Origin of the sequence: Flavobacterium psychroterrae (assembly GCF_018380615.1) — a bacterium.
In the GTDB taxonomy this organism is placed as follows: domain Bacteria; phylum Bacteroidota; class Bacteroidia; order Flavobacteriales; family Flavobacteriaceae; genus Flavobacterium; species Flavobacterium psychroterrae.
Genome location: NZ_JAGYVZ010000046.1, coordinates 1 through 16473 on the forward strand (window position 1 = coordinate 1; position 16473 = coordinate 16473).

Below are 16473 nucleotides of genomic sequence, written 5' to 3' on the forward strand. Positions count from 1 at the left end.
CAGAACAACTATCATTTATTTTATAACCTGTTTTTAAAAAAATACAATAATAAAAAATTAAAACACTGACAATGAGACATATAAGAAATAAATTCTTTTGGTTTTATTTTTTATCGGACATTAATGTTTTCAAATATATAATTTTTTCATTTTAAATTATCAAAAGAACTTTTAATTTGATAGATACTTGTGGCACTTATATGAGTATCTATACAAACAAAAAGCAGGAAAAAAATTAAGATGCGTATGCTAAAACATTATAATAATCTTTAAAAAATTGGTTAGATAATTGAATGCTTCCCGCTACTAAAAATATATTTTTTAAAGTAATAATTAGCAGCGTCAAAAGCCCCCAAACCCACAACTTTAAAGAATCTAATCCATCCCCGTTTCAGACAACCCCAAAAACATTTCTGTTATGTAAGATCAATCCCTACACCCTTCGCAATACATTCAAACTTTCAGCCACCCGCTATTTCTCTGGAATAAAAAGAAAGAAAGAAAGAAAGAAAGAAAGAAAGCTCCCTACTTCCTAATAATCAACCCCTCCTGGGAAGGATCACTCAGTAGCCTCTCCATCTCACTGTGGATAATATCCTGCACCTCGCGTTTGATCTGCAGGTAATTCTTCTGAATCATCCCGTTATCCAGCCTGCGGACAGCAGGAATAGCTGCATACCCTTGTTCCTCTTTGGCCAGCGCCTCATGATCATTCAGTATCTCACAATGAAAAGTCTTAAGTCTAATTTTACAGTCTGGATCATCAGCCACCATCCCTACGAATTCCCCCGAGCTCAAAGACGAAATCTTAGAAGCCGGCACAGCGGATTCCAATTGTTTGGAACGGCTTATTGAAGTATCCCCGCTGTTGATGGAAATACTCTCTCGGTCCTGCATAATCTTCCCAAAACGCTCCGAGAGCTGTTTGGCCGTATCCCCTGTCACCTGCCCTGAAATAATATTCCCCACAATGTTGATAATCACATCGGCCTGCTCCCGCCCGTAATCCTTGCGCAGCTGGCTGAAGTCCTGTATGCCTAAACAGGTAGCTACTTTATTGCTTCGGGCAGTGGCGATCAGGCTGTCCATGTTGTTGAGGTAAAGGGTCGGGAACTCATCAAAAATAAGGCTGGATTTCAGCTTTCCTTTTTTGTTGACCAGCTTGACCAGCCGGTTGACATACAGCGATAGTACGGCGCCGTAGATCTGTATTTTCTGCGGGTTGTTGCCCATGCAGACAATCTTGGGCTCTAAGGGATTGTTAATATCCAAGGTAAAATCATTTCCTGAAAGCACATAGTACAGCTGCGGTGAGGAAAGCCTCGCCATGGCAATCTTTGCCGAGGCGATCTGCCCTTCCAATTGCTCCATAGCATCGTTGAGGTAGGCATTGATAAAAGGGTTGATGAGCACCTCAATTTCCTTGTCGGTGCGCAGCAGGGTGAACAGGCTGTCGTAGTCTGCCTGCATGAGTTCGATTACATGCGGCAGGGTACAGAACTCTCCATCCTTATAACGGCGAAGGTACCAGATTACAGCCGATAAAAAATTGATCGGCGACTCCACAAAAAAATCCCCCTGGCGCTTGATCCATTCCCGGTTGAGCCCCATCAGAATAGTCCTTGCAGACTCCGAGGCATCGGTAATATCCTCCATTGCGGCAGGGTCCAAAGGATTGCAGCGGTGCATGATATTGTCAAAATTAATGAAGTAACATTTTGGGGTAACGGCATATACATGCTTGTATTTCTCAAAGGTATTGTAGACGATTCTGGACAGGTCATCGTACTTAAAATCATAGACAAACATGCTGAACCCTTTTTGAATGTGCTGGGTGATCACATGGCGGATCACAAAGTAGGACTTGCCCGATCCCGGTGTTCCCGATACCAGGAGCCCACGGAAGGGATTGATGATGTTGATCCAGCTGGAACGAAGCTTGTCTTTCAAATAATACCGGGAAGGAAGATTAATGGAATACTCATTCTCCAAAAGCCTTTCCTCCTGCGGAAAAGTCTCATTCTCCCTGTTGAATATATCTTTGGAAGACAGTCTGTTTTTAATAATTCTCGAGAGCAGCGTGCCTCCGGAAAGCACCAGCAGAAAACCCGAACTGCAAAACAGCATATACAGCGCTGCCCTGTATAAAACCGTCAGCTGCAACAACAGAAAAAGCCCGCTCAAAAAATACACAAACAGCCCGATTAAAAGGAACCCAAAAGCGGATTTAACCTTTAATTTTTCATTCTTTCGCCCCCTGGACCCCAGCAATGAAATCAGCAGGAGCCCAAGGGCAAAAATCTTGGAGCTGTAAAAATTAGTAAGCAGCCCGGTATTGTAAACTACCCGTATAATCTTATCCCCTGGCGCGCCGGTGAAGCCCCAATACCGGAAAGCCCCGTAACAAAAATAATAAAAGTGAAAACCCAATATAAGGATGGCCATCAGCCTTGTCATATCGAGTATTTTTCTCAGTGCCTGTTCATTCTCCCCTGTCTGCATCTTCTCTGAATTTTAAATTAAACGGTTATTCCGACTGCCCTTTTCTTTTTCTTTTTTTTCGCCTGCCTTTGAGCTCTTTGGGAACATACTCGGGCTGCCCTTCCGCCTGAAGTAAAACATCAAGCCCTTTCCCTACCACACCAGCACCCAAAGCCAAAGGCGGTTGCTGATCAGGATACAAATCCTGCTTTTCCAAACCAGTTCCATCATGCTGTTGCGCTTTTCCTACGACTGCTTTTTCAGCTGCTGAAACCAACCTGTCTTTCAAAGAATGCTCCTGCAAACCGCATCGTTCCTCCATCGCTTTGGCACTGTAATTCTTCCCCAGGACACTGCCGTTAAAAACGCATTTGGTGGTATGGTCCACATAAGTAATCCCATACAGCTTCCCCTGTTCGCTTTTCCGTAAAACAACATGAATCCCCTGCTTCTGCAGCCCTTTTAGCAGCTCCGCAAAAGAGGGCCTGTTTTTCAGAAAAGCCAGATCAATGGCATTTTTTATCCGCTTTTTCTCAGAGGAAAAAGCACCTGCATTTACAACAAATCGCTGCTGCAGAAACAGCAGCGTTGGCCTGCTGTAAAAATCACTTGCCTTTATCGGAACCCCGATGTGTTTACCGGCCTGGTCCAGGATCCGGTACACGAGTCCCCCAGCCTGAAATACCCTTGAATTTTCACTGCCCCGATCCGCCAGCACATTGTACAGCCCCAGCACTGCATTGAGCTCCGCAAGGCTGGTATATTTATAAGAAAAGAGCACTTTGTCCAGTACATTTGAAATGGCTTTTTTGGACTGCATTTTGCCGTATTGCACCCTGGCGGTGCTGATCGGTTCCAGCACATAATCCGGCCTGGTTCTTCTGCCCTGCGCCGGGATCAAACCAAAGGTTTTTTCAATCTCTTTTCTTGCCGGCTCGGACTTTCTGATGGCCAGATGGTGCAGGTCGATCCGTTTGCCGTCCCGCTCAATATTAATGGTGGCCAGATGGATGTGCGGATGCCCGGCATCGGTATGCTCATAGACCAGATAAAGCTGTTTTCCAAAGCCGATCTTATCCATATAGGAATCCGCAATTTCCATTAATTTTTCCTTTGAAAATTTTTCTGACGGATCAAAATTCAATGAAATGTGCACACTGTTGCGCTGCACATTCTCATTGAGCTCCAACACTTTTAAAAAGCGGTTGAGCTTCATATCGACCGTCATTTTCGCTGCATCAACCGGATAATTTCCGGCGCCAATACACACCGCTGCGCCAGCCTTAACTTTACTCTCGTTGTAGTGCACTATCCGATGAATCGAATGCCCTGTTTTTATGACTGCAACCATCTTTGCTCTACTTTTTGCATGTACTTTTTTATCTCCTCTATCGTACCAGACAACGCTGTTTTTTCCACTTCATAAGCCGCAATCCAGGCTCTGAATTCCACCAGCTGCGAGATCGTATGGAGCTTTTTTACCGACTGGTTCAGGTTGTTTCCAATGGCATTGAGTTCCTTGTTCAGGACAATCATTTCGGCGGTCAGATCATCGAGTGACTGGTTCCTAAAAGTGGTTCTGATCGGCTTTTGAAATAACATATGCCGGGCATAATCACTTAGTTTGCGGCAGGTAGACTGGTTCTGGGCTTTGAGCAATTTTTGGTATTCTTCGGGGCTTAAACGTACATGAAGCCATTGGGTGCGGTAATCTGTTTTCTCTTTCATCATTTCTCCTTTTCCTTTATTTTTCAAACTTTTAGCCTTCCCTGTCACTGCCCACGAGTCCCGAGTGAACAGGCAGCCAGATCCGGTTGTGATACAACCGTTCATCTGGCCGATTGCAGGAACGTTGCAATCCTGGAGCTGCTTCCAGCTGAAAACAGCTAAACCAAAATAACAAGGCCTGTGACACTTTATACTTGCTGCTTTTCAATACGAATGTATCTAAATCCTGTGGATCTCACCTATCATAGCTATATTATGCCTGGCAAACTTTCAGCGGGCCTGCTTAACTTTACCGCAGTAATTTATTAATTTAAAAACGAGATGATTATGCTGACAACAAATGAATTTGCCAAAGTTTTTGATACTATCCTTAGTACCCCTGGCATGAATGAAGTAGTAAAAATGGACCTGAAAATCAGCCGGAAAAATGTATTGCTGCTGAGCCATATCATGGAGCGCGGATTAGCCAAAACGGATGACAAAACCTCCCCATTACTCGCTGGAATTACCCAGGAAAATCTGGAGGAATTAAAAGCCTTGGGAGATGAATTCCTCACCAAGTCCGGGCTGACTGAACTCAATAAAAAATTGACAACGCTGAGCGAAAGCGGTAAGTCCTAAAATAAAAAAAAGCCAATTAGAAATAGACTGCTAATTGGCTTTTCTTTTACCGTTAATTTACGATCTAACGCTTATAATTATAGCTGGTCCTATCTAAAAAAAATTAAGATCTAAAACTTTAATCCACTATCAGGATGGATTCTCCATCTGAGCAATAATTTTATTCACTTCAGTCTCTGTGGATTTGAGTTTGGCCTGACAGAAAGCAATTAGTTCTGAGGCTCTTTTTACTTTGGTGGCCAATACATCTACCGATATGGCTTCATTTTCTATTTCCCTGGAAATCGAAGCGAGTTCCGCACAGGCAGTTTCATAATTATCCAGGTCGGGACAGCATTAAAAGTTATCTTAAAAATTAAAAATGTCACAGTAGTTTGATACCGTTTATTACGAGGATACCTGCTTAAAATTCTGCTGCGCATACCTAAAAGGTGACCCACAAAATAAAAAAAAATAGGCCTGATTTAATTCTTTTTTTAACTAAATGGTTTTATTGTTTTTAAGATTTTTAAATATCTTTGGCTTCCCCATTCTACCAAAAAAACGCAATACTCTATATGTACACGCCCAATGGAATTCGAAAGCAGCCGTTGGAGAAAAGATGATCCTGCTGCTGGTTTTGGTAACGGTATATGCATGTAAAAACATACATTCCAATATTTACAATATGATAAATAAGTACGCATCATGCAAAAAACTATAAAACTCAGAGTAAAAAAAGAAATTGACCCTACCCATGAATTTAAGATCATGAAATTTAAAGGGACGCTGATCACACAGGGATTTACTGAGATCATTCACATTGCCGATGAAAATGAAAATTTTTACCTCAATTCCTTTTCTATTGCACCTGACAGCAAAAAACAGGTGGAAGATTTTGTTAGGGAATATATTTCCGATCATAATCTCGCCGATACCATTGCCCTGGTTAAAGCTGACAAATAGCAAGTCAATAAAGAATAGTACTAAATGAGGCTATAGAGCCCCATCATCTGCAAAGGAGTAATATCCTTCTGTGGTAATGATCACATGATCCAGCAGCACTATATCCAAAAGCCTGCCTGCTTCACGGACTTTTCTGGTAATCTGTCTGTCGGCTTCAGAAGGCAATGTCTTGCCTGAGGGATGATTGTGAACCATAATAATTCCGGTTGCATTGGCTTTCAAGGCTGCTGAAAACACAAGGCGGATATCTACCACAGTGCCGGTAATACCACCTGATGATACTTCATAAATACCAAGTACTTTATTGGACTGATTGAGCAGCAATACTTTAAACTGTTCGTAGAATTCAATCTTGTTGGCATCCCAGGAATTCAATAACAATTTATAGGAACATCCAGAGGAGGTAATCTGAGGTCTCTGGGAACTTTTTACTTTGGTTTTGTAGATCAGTTCAATTTCTGAAACGATTTCCTAATTGCGGTTTTCCTGTGTAGTTTTCATGATGCTAAAATTTTAAGATTAATTATAGCACCCAAGCCGGGCATGGGGAAGCGAGCGCAAAAAGCAACGCAATAAAGTGCAGGCCCCGCCGCACATTTATGGGGGATTTTTTTGTAGCGAACCGCACCACATTGCCCGAACTTTGTGATGGAATTAAACGGATTAATGACTTGTTTAAAAACAGAGGGGATTCAGCTTTTAGAAGCTAAAGTATAGGATGGATGTTTAAATAAGAGTGCAAGAACAGCTACTTATAATATTGTTTCATTTAGAGAGTAAATAAATGATTATAACGATTCCAAATCCTGTACGCTGCTGCAACACTGGCTCTGTCTTTTTCAATTCCGTTTTACACTTAGCAAAACCTTAACGATGCTATTCTATTTAAAGAAAAAACTTATAAAAAATATGTACTTTTATAACGCTAACCTTTAATCAAAATGTTATGTATAATCAGTTACATAAAAATCTGGATTATCTGAAAGAATTTCTTGAGGTGAATAACCTGGGTCAAAACTTCACTTGTAATTTTAATTTTGAAAATGCAGAAACAGAAATAGATATTGACTGTGAAGCATTAATATTATTTGATACTTCTAAGTATGAAATTAAAATCCTGTTGAGTTGCAGATTAGATAACGAATCAGTCCCTACTTCGTTTTCTTCCAAAGCAGACGAATTCGATGTTGAATATGGAATCTTGTCTATTTATGGCAAGCATCCAATCACTGGATTGTACAAGGCTGTTATTACGCCATATGAAAATATCATTATTTAATTATATTGTCTTTCGGTTTATTATTTGTTTTATTTGCTTAACACTTTATACAGGATCGATACCCACCCATCAACCAAATGAAGGATACTTATATTTGATTTTTTTTTGATTTTAAATAGCTACTAATTTCAGTTTTGTTGTGACTAATAACTTAAAAAAGAAATAAATTCAGGTATTTATACCTGCAATTTATTCACGAGAATAACGATTTTCTTGTAAAATATAAACAGTTCGATAATTCCGTTTATGTTAATAGACAGACTGAAATAATTTTATCTTAGATATAAACTATCCTGCTTCAAAGCAGGCTTTAAAAGACTGCAATGACTGAAGAATCAATACCGGTGTGTTGCAGTTTTTTGAAACTTAAAATTATTTTTGCAAAGAGAAGTCCCTAAAAATAATTCTGGATTTCAGGACAATTTTTTGAGCCGTTTTTTTTATCCCGTTTGCATCCAAAAGAGGCAGCATTAGTTCCATTATTGTCGAACTAATTTCATTTACAGGCTGGACTACAGAGCTAATTGAACTGGGATATATCCCAAACATATCGTTATCATCAAAACTCATAATTCTTAAATCATAAAAAAAAGCCGAATTTAGTTTCTTAAAAACCTGTAACCCGCTTAGAGCAAGGTAATCAGTTGCAAAAAAAATTGCATCTATATCATTATGATTATCCAGAAAATCTTCTATATAATCTTTTCCTTTCGAAATCTCCCAATGAGGAATTTTTAAAATTTTTGATTTTAACCCATAAGCGGCGATCGCTTTTTCGTATCCCATTAAACGATCCTTCATCTGGGTCTGGGCAGATGTTGTGGTAATAAAGCCAATATTTTTAAATCGATTGTTTATTAATTGAACAGTAGCTTTAAACGCAGCGTCTTCATTATCAATAATAACACAATTACAATCTAAGCCTTCAAAAAATCTATCTAACAAAACTACAGGTATGTTTTCGTTAATTAAGGTCCCTATCACTTCTCTAATACCTGGAGAAGGAACTATAATAAAACCATCAACCTGACTCAAACCAAACCATTCAATTAACTCTTTGGATTTATTGTCATCATTCTCAGTACTGCAAAAAAATAGCCGATACCCATTTTTATATGCAAGTTATTCTAAGATATGCGCTAATTTGGAAAAGAAATTATTAGAAATATCTTCGACCATAAAAACCAAAATTTTTGATTTTCCAGTTCTAAGACTCTGCGCCGTTTTATTGGGTCTATAGTTAATTAGTTTAGCATAGTCCATAACTTTCTGCGCCAACGTATCTGAGATGTGATGTTCTTTTGCCTTTCCATTTAAAACAAAAGAAACTGTTGTTACTGAAATTTTCAATTCATCGGCAATATTGCGTAAAGAAATGGGCTTCTTCATAAGTTTTTTTTTTCTCTCAGATAAAAGTTAGACAATCAGTAATATAAAAAACTGTGTCGTCATACTTTTACAAAATCTAAATTGTTAAGTCGTTTTTAATATCTAAAATTGTCACTTCCGTAAAGAGGTTATTGTTCAAATGCTCCCCGATCCCGGCCAGTATCCTTGCGTTTTTTTCCATCAATATCTGTGGATTGTGGTACATCATTACTAGCCGAACCTATACCCAGACTCGCTTTTGACTGCTTAAAATTTCCTTTTGTCACGTTAGTATGAGTCTCGATAAACGTAGGATCTGCAACAATATCATGTATTCCTTTAAAAACATTTTGCTCTACAGAATATAAATTATAATCCCAGTGTATATTGGTGTTTTTGTTGTTTGAAGTTACCTGTCCTCCAGGGCGAGGAACAATAATATTATTCATAATAACAATATCATGACTACTGTTCGGAAAAAGTTCCTGATAACCTACGATTGTTCCATTCCAATAAGTAGTATTATTTACAATATCGACATGGCTTGTTCGAAAAACATGTATACCAGAACCTCCATTATAGGCACTTAGATTATTGGCAATCAGCGCTCTTCCCTTCCATTCAGGACGATTTTCATTTGTAGATTGCAGTACAGGATTTGGAGGTGCTTCCAAAGTTGTAGTGGCAAGTAGTAAATTTTGATTATCTTTAGGATTTACCACAGCATCGGCATTTGGGTTAGTTAGTCCTTGTTTGTTTTTATCTGTAACATCTAGCAGAATTCCGTTTCCATCGCTTAACTTTTGAATTCTTTCCCACGGCACCATCGTTTTGTTATTCCAAACATAATTACGCTGAATTATAATATGATAACCAGGGAAATCATCAAAGGCCCAATTATTTAGGGTAGTTATTCCCGAACCCCCATAACGCATAAACCATGCATTGTTATAAACTTTGCAATCTTCAATAGTAAGGTAATCTATTTCAAGGCCAACAATTCCGCCCCCTGCGCACTTACCGACTTCACAATTGCGAATAATCAGGTGGTGAGGTTTTTGATCTGCAGGCATTTTTCGGCCTTCAAAACAAATACCGTTTGTATTAAAATAAGGATTTGGGGTTGCCTGCTTTGCATCTTCCTGAGCCTGTAGCAAAAAAATAGAATCGTTATTTCCAATTACACTAATCCCTTCAATAATGTTGTATGAAGCTGTAACCTGAATGCCCGCCCAGCCTTTGGGATTAATAACCGGTTTTTCACCTTTTATGGCCTTCCAGGTAATCCATGCGTTAGCCTCACCGGAGATGTTTATTTTTAGCACCGCACTTCCATCAGATTTATCTTCGTCTGTATAAATTCCATTTCCCACATAAACTATATCACCAGGCTGTACCAGACCGGCTGCTCTTTGTAAAGTGAGGAATGCTTTGGAAATTGATTTTCCATCGTTAGAATCATTTCCTGATCCCGTCACATACCAATTGTTGGCTGAAACTAAAAAATTAGTAATCAACATCAGTACGATCAAAAATTGTCTTTTTTTCATATTTATAATTTATGGATTAATGCTTTCCCTACAATGTCTAGTGTTATAAAGAGCAAATAATCTAAACCAAGCGGCTGGCTAATTCAGGCCACATTTGATTATGTTTGTTATCAATAATATTTTCAACCCTACTACCAAAATAGATTTGAAGAAATCCCACATTAATATTGGTTCATTATGCGGAATTTTGATGGTATGAACCGTACAATAAATAGAAAAAATCGTTCCTATATCTTTTGATTGTATTTTGAGTTATAAAATACCTTTATTAGACCTCGGTGACTTTACCTCCAACTACAAAAGTTTCAGTTATATTAAGCATATCAGCTAAATAATAAGCCATATAATTAAAAGGTACCATATTATGGATTATCGAGAAATTCTCCTCTGCCTCAGGCTCCTCAAGAGCGGTTCTGATTTCTTGAATCCTTTTTAAAGCCTCTGTTCTCCAGGTGGCATTATTTTCACGTCCTATGTAAGAAAAACGGGTTACGGGAAGCCTCTCTAAAGGAATCTTATTTTCAAAATTCAAAACAACCAAATCCTTTATTTCTACTTTTTGAGCAAGTGCTCCAAGTGAAATAAATATTTCGCCTTCTCCGGTCGGCATGTCTGTTAAGGCCACAAAGGGAATATTATATTCTTTCCATTCCGGACCGGCACCAAGCTGGGTAATGATACTTTTGTCTCCGCTATAGTCTTTACGGGTTACATAAAAATTAATGACAGCTTCTCCTGATTCCTGTCTGGCATAAAGGGCTCTCATAGATAATTTGGCCAGGAGCACATCACCTTTCTTTACAGCTTTGCTGCTAGTCCATTTGACACTGACATCGTAATGTGATTTTGCTGTTGTAAAAACTTCTGCTGTAAAAATTGTATTGCCATCCTTATCCGCTTTACCCTCGAAAGTGGCTTTCTTATCAGTTTTTGATCCATCTCTGAGAACAAAATCAGTCTGAGCCTTTTCAGGAAAAATATTGTTTGGTTTTAATGCTTCAAGATCTGAAGTAAGCTTATAGCTTCTCTGTGCACTTGCTCCTGCATAAACAAGCAGAAGCAGTACAAATGCTTTTTTGTATTTCATGATTTAATAAAATAAAATTAGGACAATGAACTAAGGTGTCTTGATTTTTAGGAGACTTTTATCCATTATCAAAACAGGGGAATCATAGATTAAAATATCTTTAAAAGTAAAAATGTCTCCTTTTTTACTCCATTTATCAGCAGGTATATTGTAAACTTTTCCGGATAAAATATCAACATATACCGGATTTTCGAAATTTGCATTGGAAAAAGAAAAATCCTGAAGTTTACCTGTATTCGAATTCAACGGAATACTCTCGTCCATCCAAATTGTATAGACCTGTTTTTTAGAATCTTTATGTTCATAACCATAAACTGACATACTTCTATCTGTACCACAACTGTAGCGATGTTCTCCTTTTTCGGCTCCACTTATATTATAGGTGTGATTAAGATCTGTTAAGCGTTGCAGCGAATCATCAAAAATAGCGGCTATATGCTGCATGGCATAGTACGCCATTTTTGGGCGGACTGCTTTTCGGGTTGCATCTGATTCAATTATTCCTTTTACATTTAGTTTTGTAATGGGACTTCCTGCCAATCCGTAATTCATATCGATAATACCCAAAATACTGCATTGAATATCGTGCCCCAGGTTACCCAGCATTCGTCGGGTATTCCATTTGGCCTGTGATAGTTCGGTCCAGTCATAATCTCCTAATGCTCCTCTTCCGCCTCCGCCAAAAGATGGGGCACCATTTTCTCCCTGTCTTAATTTAATTTTGGGATCATACTTGTCCAGAACCGAGCGCAATGCAGCTACACGTCCGTAATTAGAATCGGGATTGTATACATAATCATGATAGGTCATATTATCAAAAAGACTTAGTTTCTTTTTATCATGAAGCACTTTAAAAAATTGATCTGAATAATGCAAATCGATATGTCCTAATGAAAGCCCAGAAATTATCGCATCCCGCTGAATACTTTTTATAATTTCGGCTGTGCGGATATTTAAATCGGCTACTTTCTCCGGTGAATTTATTTTATTATCGCCAAAATTCGGCTCATTCCAAACTTCCCATTCTTTAATCTTGTCCTTATATCTTATGACAAGAGCCCTTACCCATTTGTCCCATGCCAGCAGTGCCTCCTCAGACGTAGGAACGCCGGCACTTAAATTAATACCACCACCACCTTCATAGACAGGATTGCCGTAAGAGGTTTCAAGCCATATCTGTAAACCGCGCTTTGTAGCGTCATCTACAATTTTATCGAGCCAGCTCCAGTCATATTTTCCTTTTTGCTTTTCTGTTTTCGCCCAGCCAGCTTGCATTCGTAATCTTTTTATTCCCAATGGTCCCAAATATTCCTTGTATTGATGGTAATCGGCCATATCGCGGTCGAGTGTCTCACAGCCTATAATCCAGTTAGATCCTGCAATTTCTTTTGCATCACGATTTTGGACAGTTCCTATTAACTGCATACCGACCTGCAAATTTATATCTTTTGTGGCAGTTGTATTTTGACACCAGGCTAATGGTCCCGCTAGCAGGCATATTAGTAGTAAGTTTAAATTACTACAACGGCTATAGATAGCAGGAAGGGTGGTCAATTTAAAAATCATGGTTAGTAAATTTTATTCAACAAATGGTATAAAGTAAATTATTATTTATATGTGCCCGCGCACAGATTAAATAAAAAAAATATATTTGTAGCAAATATCTATTTTTTTTTGAATACTGCAATAAAAAATTAAATAAAATTTACTTTTAACAATTTTAGATATCAAAAACATTAAAATTTTTAATAAAAGATTCACCAAGAATAATTAATAAACATTAATAATCCGTATTGTTTTATTTGATATGGATTATAAACTTATTAAATATTTAATTTTACCTATTTTTGATACAATATATTAAAATGGTATATTAAACTATTTACTTTTGTCAAATAAGTCAATAACTAGTAGGATTACTATGAAAAAAAATTTAACAATTAATGAAATTGCAAAAATTGCAAATGTTTCGAGAGGAACCGTTGATCGCGTAGTAAATAAGCGAGGCTATGTGGCAGAGGACAAACAAAGGCAAATAGAGAAAATCATAAAAGAAAATAATTTCACTCCCAATACACATGCAAGAAATCTGGCGCTAAGCAAAAGTCTTAAAGTTGCAGTGATATTACCGGAGCATACTGCGGGAGAATATTGGGAACCTATTGTTAAATCGACCGAAACAGCAGGAAAAAACTACCTGCCTTTCGGCCTGAAAATTAGTTACTACTTCTATAACCAAAACAATGTAGAGACTTTTAAAGCGATAGAAAAAAAAGTTTTTCTTGAAAAATATAGCGCTATCATAAGTTCACAGCCCCAAAATCCTTCTATAAAATCTTTTCTGAGAAAGTGTACTACAAAAAAAATTCCTTTCGTTCTGCTGGGAACCAACAGTACAAAATATGGGGCATTATCCAATCTGGGACAAGATGCCACACAAGGGGGAAGACTTGCAGGTAAGTTAATCAATTACGGACAAGAATTCCCTGCTAAATATCTCATATTCAATATCTATAACGAACAAAACATCAATCCGAATGTCGTTAGCAGAATTGAAGGATTCAAAGCCTATTTTAAGGAAAACAAAAAAATAAAAACTGATTTAATTAATCTAAGTATCAATGATGAGCATCTCTCTGCTAAAATAGCCGAAAAATTAAAGTCATTAACCAAAAATGATGGCATTTTTATTCCAAATTCGCGGGCACATATAGTCGCCAAGCTTTTACCCAAAGAAATTAAAGTCCGCTTTTTGGCCTTTGACCTTGTAAACAAAAATCTGCAGTATTTAAAAGAAGGAGTTATTGATTTCCTAATCAATCAAAAGCCGTACGAACAGGGTTATAGAGGTGTGGAGTTGCTTTACAGATATCTGGCAACTTTTCAGGAACCTCAGGAAGTGATTAATATACCTGCAGAAGTAATAACAATTGAAAACCTGACTTTTAATGAAGAAATCAACTTTACAGACAAAGAAAAATCTTCTACCTAAAAACACAGATTAACTTCATTCTTAAATTTCATAAATTAGGTACATAATGAACTTAAAATCATAAATTTGAGGCATATATCTACCTTTATCTTCGCATTTTCAGTGGATTTTTGAAATTTCACTAACAAAAAAAAGAAGACCAGAATAACTGGCCTTCTTATACAATATAGAGTACAAATTTGTTTGAAAATGTTTAAGCAAATCTTTTATAAATATTGCTTTAGTTTGAAATAGCAATATAACGGCCATGTATGGGGATGCGAACAGTAGCCCTGAAAAGCAGTTTTCGTTTCATTTGGAGCAACCCAAAAACTATAAAGCCCTTCACGGTATAGGGTTGAATTTACTTCATCAGCAGCCGTCCACTGCCCTACCCAATACTCCGGATATTGCTTCGCAAAATTATCAAATGAAAATTTAAGCAATAAGGATTGCGCCTCCTGTTTATCAAAACTGGCGACTCCCAGCAAGACAGGATACTCCAATGAGAACCAAATCCCGCCGTCTTCACCATCTGCTTTTCCTCCCCATAAAGGTGTTTCTCTGGTTCGTATTCCTATTTTTTCAGTATCCGATAATTTTGTTTTAACATACTGGTAGATCTCTTTTTTTCTTTCCACTGACAAATTTGGAATCTGCAGTAAATATCCCTGCGGCTCGATACAAACATTATCCACACCAAACTTTAATTTGTTATTTAAATAAGCCCTGGCCGAGAACTTTCTGTCTCCAAGATCTTTGAAATAGGCTATTTCTATCTTAGCACGATAATCCTCCAAAGATGAAATGAATGATAAGGCTTCCTTATTTCCTGACTTTTTAAGTGCATCTTCCAGTTTAGGTAAAATTGCCAAAACCATGGCTGAATTTAAGTGAGATTCTGCAGATCCTGCGTATATATTTGGAGAATACTTATGAAAAAAACTGTCGCTCCAATCTGAGTTTAACATTCTTACCAAGCCATTTGGGCCGGTACCAACTTCATCCCGTAAGTATATAAAATATTTCTTTAAGACATGTAGGAGCAGATCACTCTTTTCATACTCCACAGGAAAATAGATTACCCCTTCATTTAAAAATCCGTAATCTTTGGTAATTAGCAAGTATTCAGCAATTGTGTTAAAGAAAAAAAGCTGCTCATCACTTTCCTTAAAAATAGAAGGCGCAGAATAACCATATCCGGAATTCCCTCTTTTAATTTCTCCATCTGTTTCTGAGTGCTTAATCACATAACGGATTGATGACTTCGCCAACTCAGGATTGGTATAGCATGCCGCCAGAGCGGCCTGTAAGTGATCCCTGTTTGAAATATTATCTCCATAATGATAACTGTAAACAGTTCCCTGAGGAATAAATGTTTCTTTATAATAATCGTTGTATTTTGCAGAAGCCTCTATAAAATGACTGTTCCATAACATTTCTCTCTTAAGTACAGGATTGTTTTCGCTTGATAAATCAGGCAGCTTACTTTTCCACATTTTGGCAAAAACTCCTTCAGATTGCTCATTTAAATCCGCATCCTGAAATAATTCCTCAATCTGATTTTCTATTTTAGAAAAGTCATTAAGTTCTTGAAGTCCGATTACAATTTGAAATGTTCTGCTCTGATTTGATTTGAGTTTTACAGCGATTTTTGTAGCCAGCGTATCCTTATTTACACTTACAGTGCTTTCTCCTGAGTCAGAATTTTTACAATACATGAATGCAGATGCAGGGCTCAGATCATGGATGTATCTCTCATTTTTATTAGGAATAGCCAAAAAAGTATTTGATGAATACATTACTTTCCCTATTGCTATTTGTTTTTTGTCATCTACCAAACCAGTGGTATTGTATATTATAGGACGTTTAAGCAATGATAAATATTGTGAGGCATTTGGTACTGAATTAACAAGCATACGTTCTTCGAAATATATGTCCTGACTCTTCTTACTGTTATTTTTAAGAATTACCGAAATAATAAAAGAAGGATTTCCTGCATTTATAGATTGTGATGGCTTGACAGAAATTAATCTGGTGCAGCTAACCTCTTTCTGTATTTGATAAATATACTTTGCAAATCCAACTCCAAAATATTTTTTTACCAGCTGATTGTTATTTGATATGGATTGTAATCCAATTAAATTAATCTTTTTTGCCTTATTTAAGGTAACCGAGGCATCATTCCATCCATAATTAGGTTGGGAAGATGCATTTACTCTCGTCCATACTCTTTGAGCATTTGTCAGCTCATAAATCCCGCTGGCGTGCGTTATGAGCGACATTTTATAATTTCCTAGTAAAAAATAAGGATCATTATATAATCGAAAAATTGAAATGTACACAAATTTAATTTAAAATGTACATTTTTCAGCCAAAACGCAGAAAAGCCAATACATAACGTATTGGCTTTTTAATATCATTTAAACACTCATTAAAGGCT

Annotated in this window: 14 protein-coding genes and 1 pseudogene; 4 read left to right on the top strand and 11 right to left on the bottom strand. The window is 37.4% G+C overall.

The window, feature by feature from the left end; genetic code table 11:
- Positions 1–525: 525 nt before the first annotated feature.
- The 3 genes from mobC to KHA90_RS24210 are packed head-to-tail and all read right to left on the bottom strand — an operon-like array spanning position 526 to position 4236.
- Positions 526–2502: a conjugal transfer protein MobC gene (mobC, locus tag KHA90_RS24200; protein WP_213307942.1), complete on the bottom strand. Its 1977-nt coding sequence runs from the start codon at positions 2500–2502 to the stop codon at positions 526–528.
- Between the two features lie 25 nt (positions 2503–2527).
- Complete coding sequence (locus KHA90_RS24205; RefSeq protein WP_213307944.1) at positions 2528–3832, bottom strand: relaxase/mobilization nuclease domain-containing protein; 1305 nt, start codon at positions 3830–3832, stop codon at positions 2528–2530.
- A complete protein-coding gene (locus KHA90_RS24210; protein ID WP_244860592.1) occupies positions 3817–4236 on the bottom strand; it encodes a plasmid mobilization protein in 420 nt (139 codons plus the stop codon). The genes KHA90_RS24205 and KHA90_RS24210 overlap by 16 nt, the downstream gene beginning before the upstream one ends.
- 300 nt (positions 4237–4536) lie before the next feature.
- Between KHA90_RS24210 and KHA90_RS24215 the strand changes: the two genes are divergently transcribed.
- Positions 4537–4830, top strand: a complete 294-nt coding sequence (locus tag KHA90_RS24215; RefSeq protein WP_213307946.1) for a hypothetical protein — start codon at positions 4537–4539, stop codon at positions 4828–4830.
- A gap of 129 nt (positions 4831–4959) precedes the next feature.
- Here KHA90_RS24215 and xseB read toward each other — a convergent pair whose 3' ends face one another.
- The gene (xseB, locus tag KHA90_RS24220; protein WP_213307966.1) at positions 4960–5154 is read right to left on the bottom strand and encodes an exodeoxyribonuclease VII small subunit; all 195 of its coding nucleotides are present in this window, start codon (positions 5152–5154) and stop codon (positions 4960–4962) included.
- Positions 5155–5517: 363 nt separating this feature from the next.
- Here xseB and KHA90_RS24225 point away from each other — a divergent pair, with 363 nt between their 5' ends.
- Positions 5518–5775 carry a hypothetical protein gene (locus KHA90_RS24225; RefSeq protein ID WP_213307948.1) on the top strand — a complete coding sequence of 86 codons (258 nt, stop codon included), beginning with the start codon at positions 5518–5520 and terminating at the stop codon, positions 5773–5775.
- 30 nt (positions 5776–5805) lie between these two features.
- On the opposite strand, the gene KHA90_RS24230 is transcribed toward KHA90_RS24225, so the two are convergent.
- Entirely contained in the window at positions 5806–6243 is a 438-nt protein-coding gene (locus tag KHA90_RS24230; RefSeq protein WP_317197423.1) for a JAB domain-containing protein, read from the bottom strand.
- Positions 6244–6721: 478 nt separating this feature from the next.
- Between KHA90_RS24230 and KHA90_RS24235 the strand changes: the two genes are divergently transcribed.
- Positions 6722–7054: a hypothetical protein gene (locus tag KHA90_RS24235; protein ID WP_213307950.1), complete on the top strand. Its 333-nt coding sequence runs from the start codon at positions 6722–6724 to the stop codon at positions 7052–7054.
- A 372-nt stretch (positions 7055–7426) separates the two neighbouring features.
- Here KHA90_RS24235 and KHA90_RS24240 read toward each other — a convergent pair.
- The 5 genes and pseudogenes from KHA90_RS24240 to KHA90_RS24260 form a co-directional block, all read right to left on the bottom strand.
- A pseudogene (locus tag KHA90_RS24240) lies at positions 7427–8149 on the bottom strand (substrate-binding domain-containing protein); the annotation flags it as partial.
- Positions 8150–8176: 27 nt separating this feature from the next.
- A complete protein-coding gene (locus tag KHA90_RS24245; RefSeq protein ID WP_213307952.1) occupies positions 8177–8443 on the bottom strand; it encodes a LacI family DNA-binding transcriptional regulator in 267 nt (88 codons plus the stop codon).
- 128 nt (positions 8444–8571) lie between these two features.
- Positions 8572–9972 carry a right-handed parallel beta-helix repeat-containing protein gene (locus KHA90_RS24250; RefSeq protein ID WP_213307954.1) on the bottom strand — a complete coding sequence of 467 codons (1401 nt, stop codon included), beginning with the start codon at positions 9970–9972 and terminating at the stop codon, positions 8572–8574.
- Between the two features lie 268 nt (positions 9973–10240).
- Entirely contained in the window at positions 10241–11059 is an 819-nt protein-coding gene (locus tag KHA90_RS24255) for a hypothetical protein (RefSeq protein ID WP_213307956.1), read from the bottom strand.
- 30 nt (positions 11060–11089) lie between these two features.
- The gene (locus tag KHA90_RS24260; protein WP_213307958.1) at positions 11090–12625 is read right to left on the bottom strand and encodes a beta-galactosidase; all 1536 of its coding nucleotides are present in this window, start codon (positions 12623–12625) and stop codon (positions 11090–11092) included.
- 355 nt (positions 12626–12980) lie between these two features.
- On the opposite strand from KHA90_RS24260, the gene KHA90_RS24265 reads away from it, so the two are divergent.
- On the top strand, positions 12981–14051 hold the full coding sequence (locus KHA90_RS24265; protein ID WP_213307960.1) for a substrate-binding domain-containing protein: 1071 nt from the start codon (positions 12981–12983) through the stop codon (positions 14049–14051).
- Positions 14052–14257: 206 nt separating this feature from the next.
- Here KHA90_RS24265 and KHA90_RS24270 read toward each other — a convergent pair whose 3' ends face one another.
- Positions 14258–16315: a GH36-type glycosyl hydrolase domain-containing protein gene (locus KHA90_RS24270; protein ID WP_213307962.1), complete on the bottom strand. Its 2058-nt coding sequence runs from the start codon at positions 16313–16315 to the stop codon at positions 14258–14260.
- Between the last annotated feature and the right edge of the window lie 158 nt (positions 16316–16473).

Coding starts and splice junctions, on each gene's coding strand:
- mobC (WP_213307942.1), bottom strand. CDS start 2,502: ATGCAGACAGGGGAGAATGAACAGGCACTGAGAAAAATACTCGATATG.
- KHA90_RS24205 (WP_213307944.1), bottom strand. CDS start 3,832: ATGGTTGCAGTCATAAAAACAGGGCATTCGATTCATCGGATAGTGCAC.
- KHA90_RS24215 (WP_213307946.1), top strand. CDS start 4,537: ATGCTGACAACAAATGAATTTGCCAAAGTTTTTGATACTATCCTTAGT.
- KHA90_RS24225 (WP_213307948.1), top strand. CDS start 5,518: ATGCAAAAAACTATAAAACTCAGAGTAAAAAAAGAAATTGACCCTACC.
- KHA90_RS24235 (WP_213307950.1), top strand. CDS start 6,722: ATGTATAATCAGTTACATAAAAATCTGGATTATCTGAAAGAATTTCTT.
- KHA90_RS24245 (WP_213307952.1), bottom strand. CDS start 8,443: ATGAAGAAGCCCATTTCTTTACGCAATATTGCCGATGAATTGAAAATT.
- KHA90_RS24250 (WP_213307954.1), bottom strand. CDS start 9,972: ATGAAAAAAAGACAATTTTTGATCGTACTGATGTTGATTACTAATTTT.
- KHA90_RS24255 (WP_213307956.1), bottom strand. CDS start 11,059: ATGAAATACAAAAAAGCATTTGTACTGCTTCTGCTTGTTTATGCAGGA.
- KHA90_RS24260 (WP_213307958.1), bottom strand. CDS start 12,625: ATGATTTTTAAATTGACCACCCTTCCTGCTATCTATAGCCGTTGTAGT.
- KHA90_RS24265 (WP_213307960.1), top strand. CDS start 12,981: ATGAAAAAAAATTTAACAATTAATGAAATTGCAAAAATTGCAAATGTT.
- KHA90_RS24270 (WP_213307962.1), bottom strand. CDS start 16,315: ATGTCGCTCATAACGCACGCCAGCGGGATTTATGAGCTGACAAATGCT.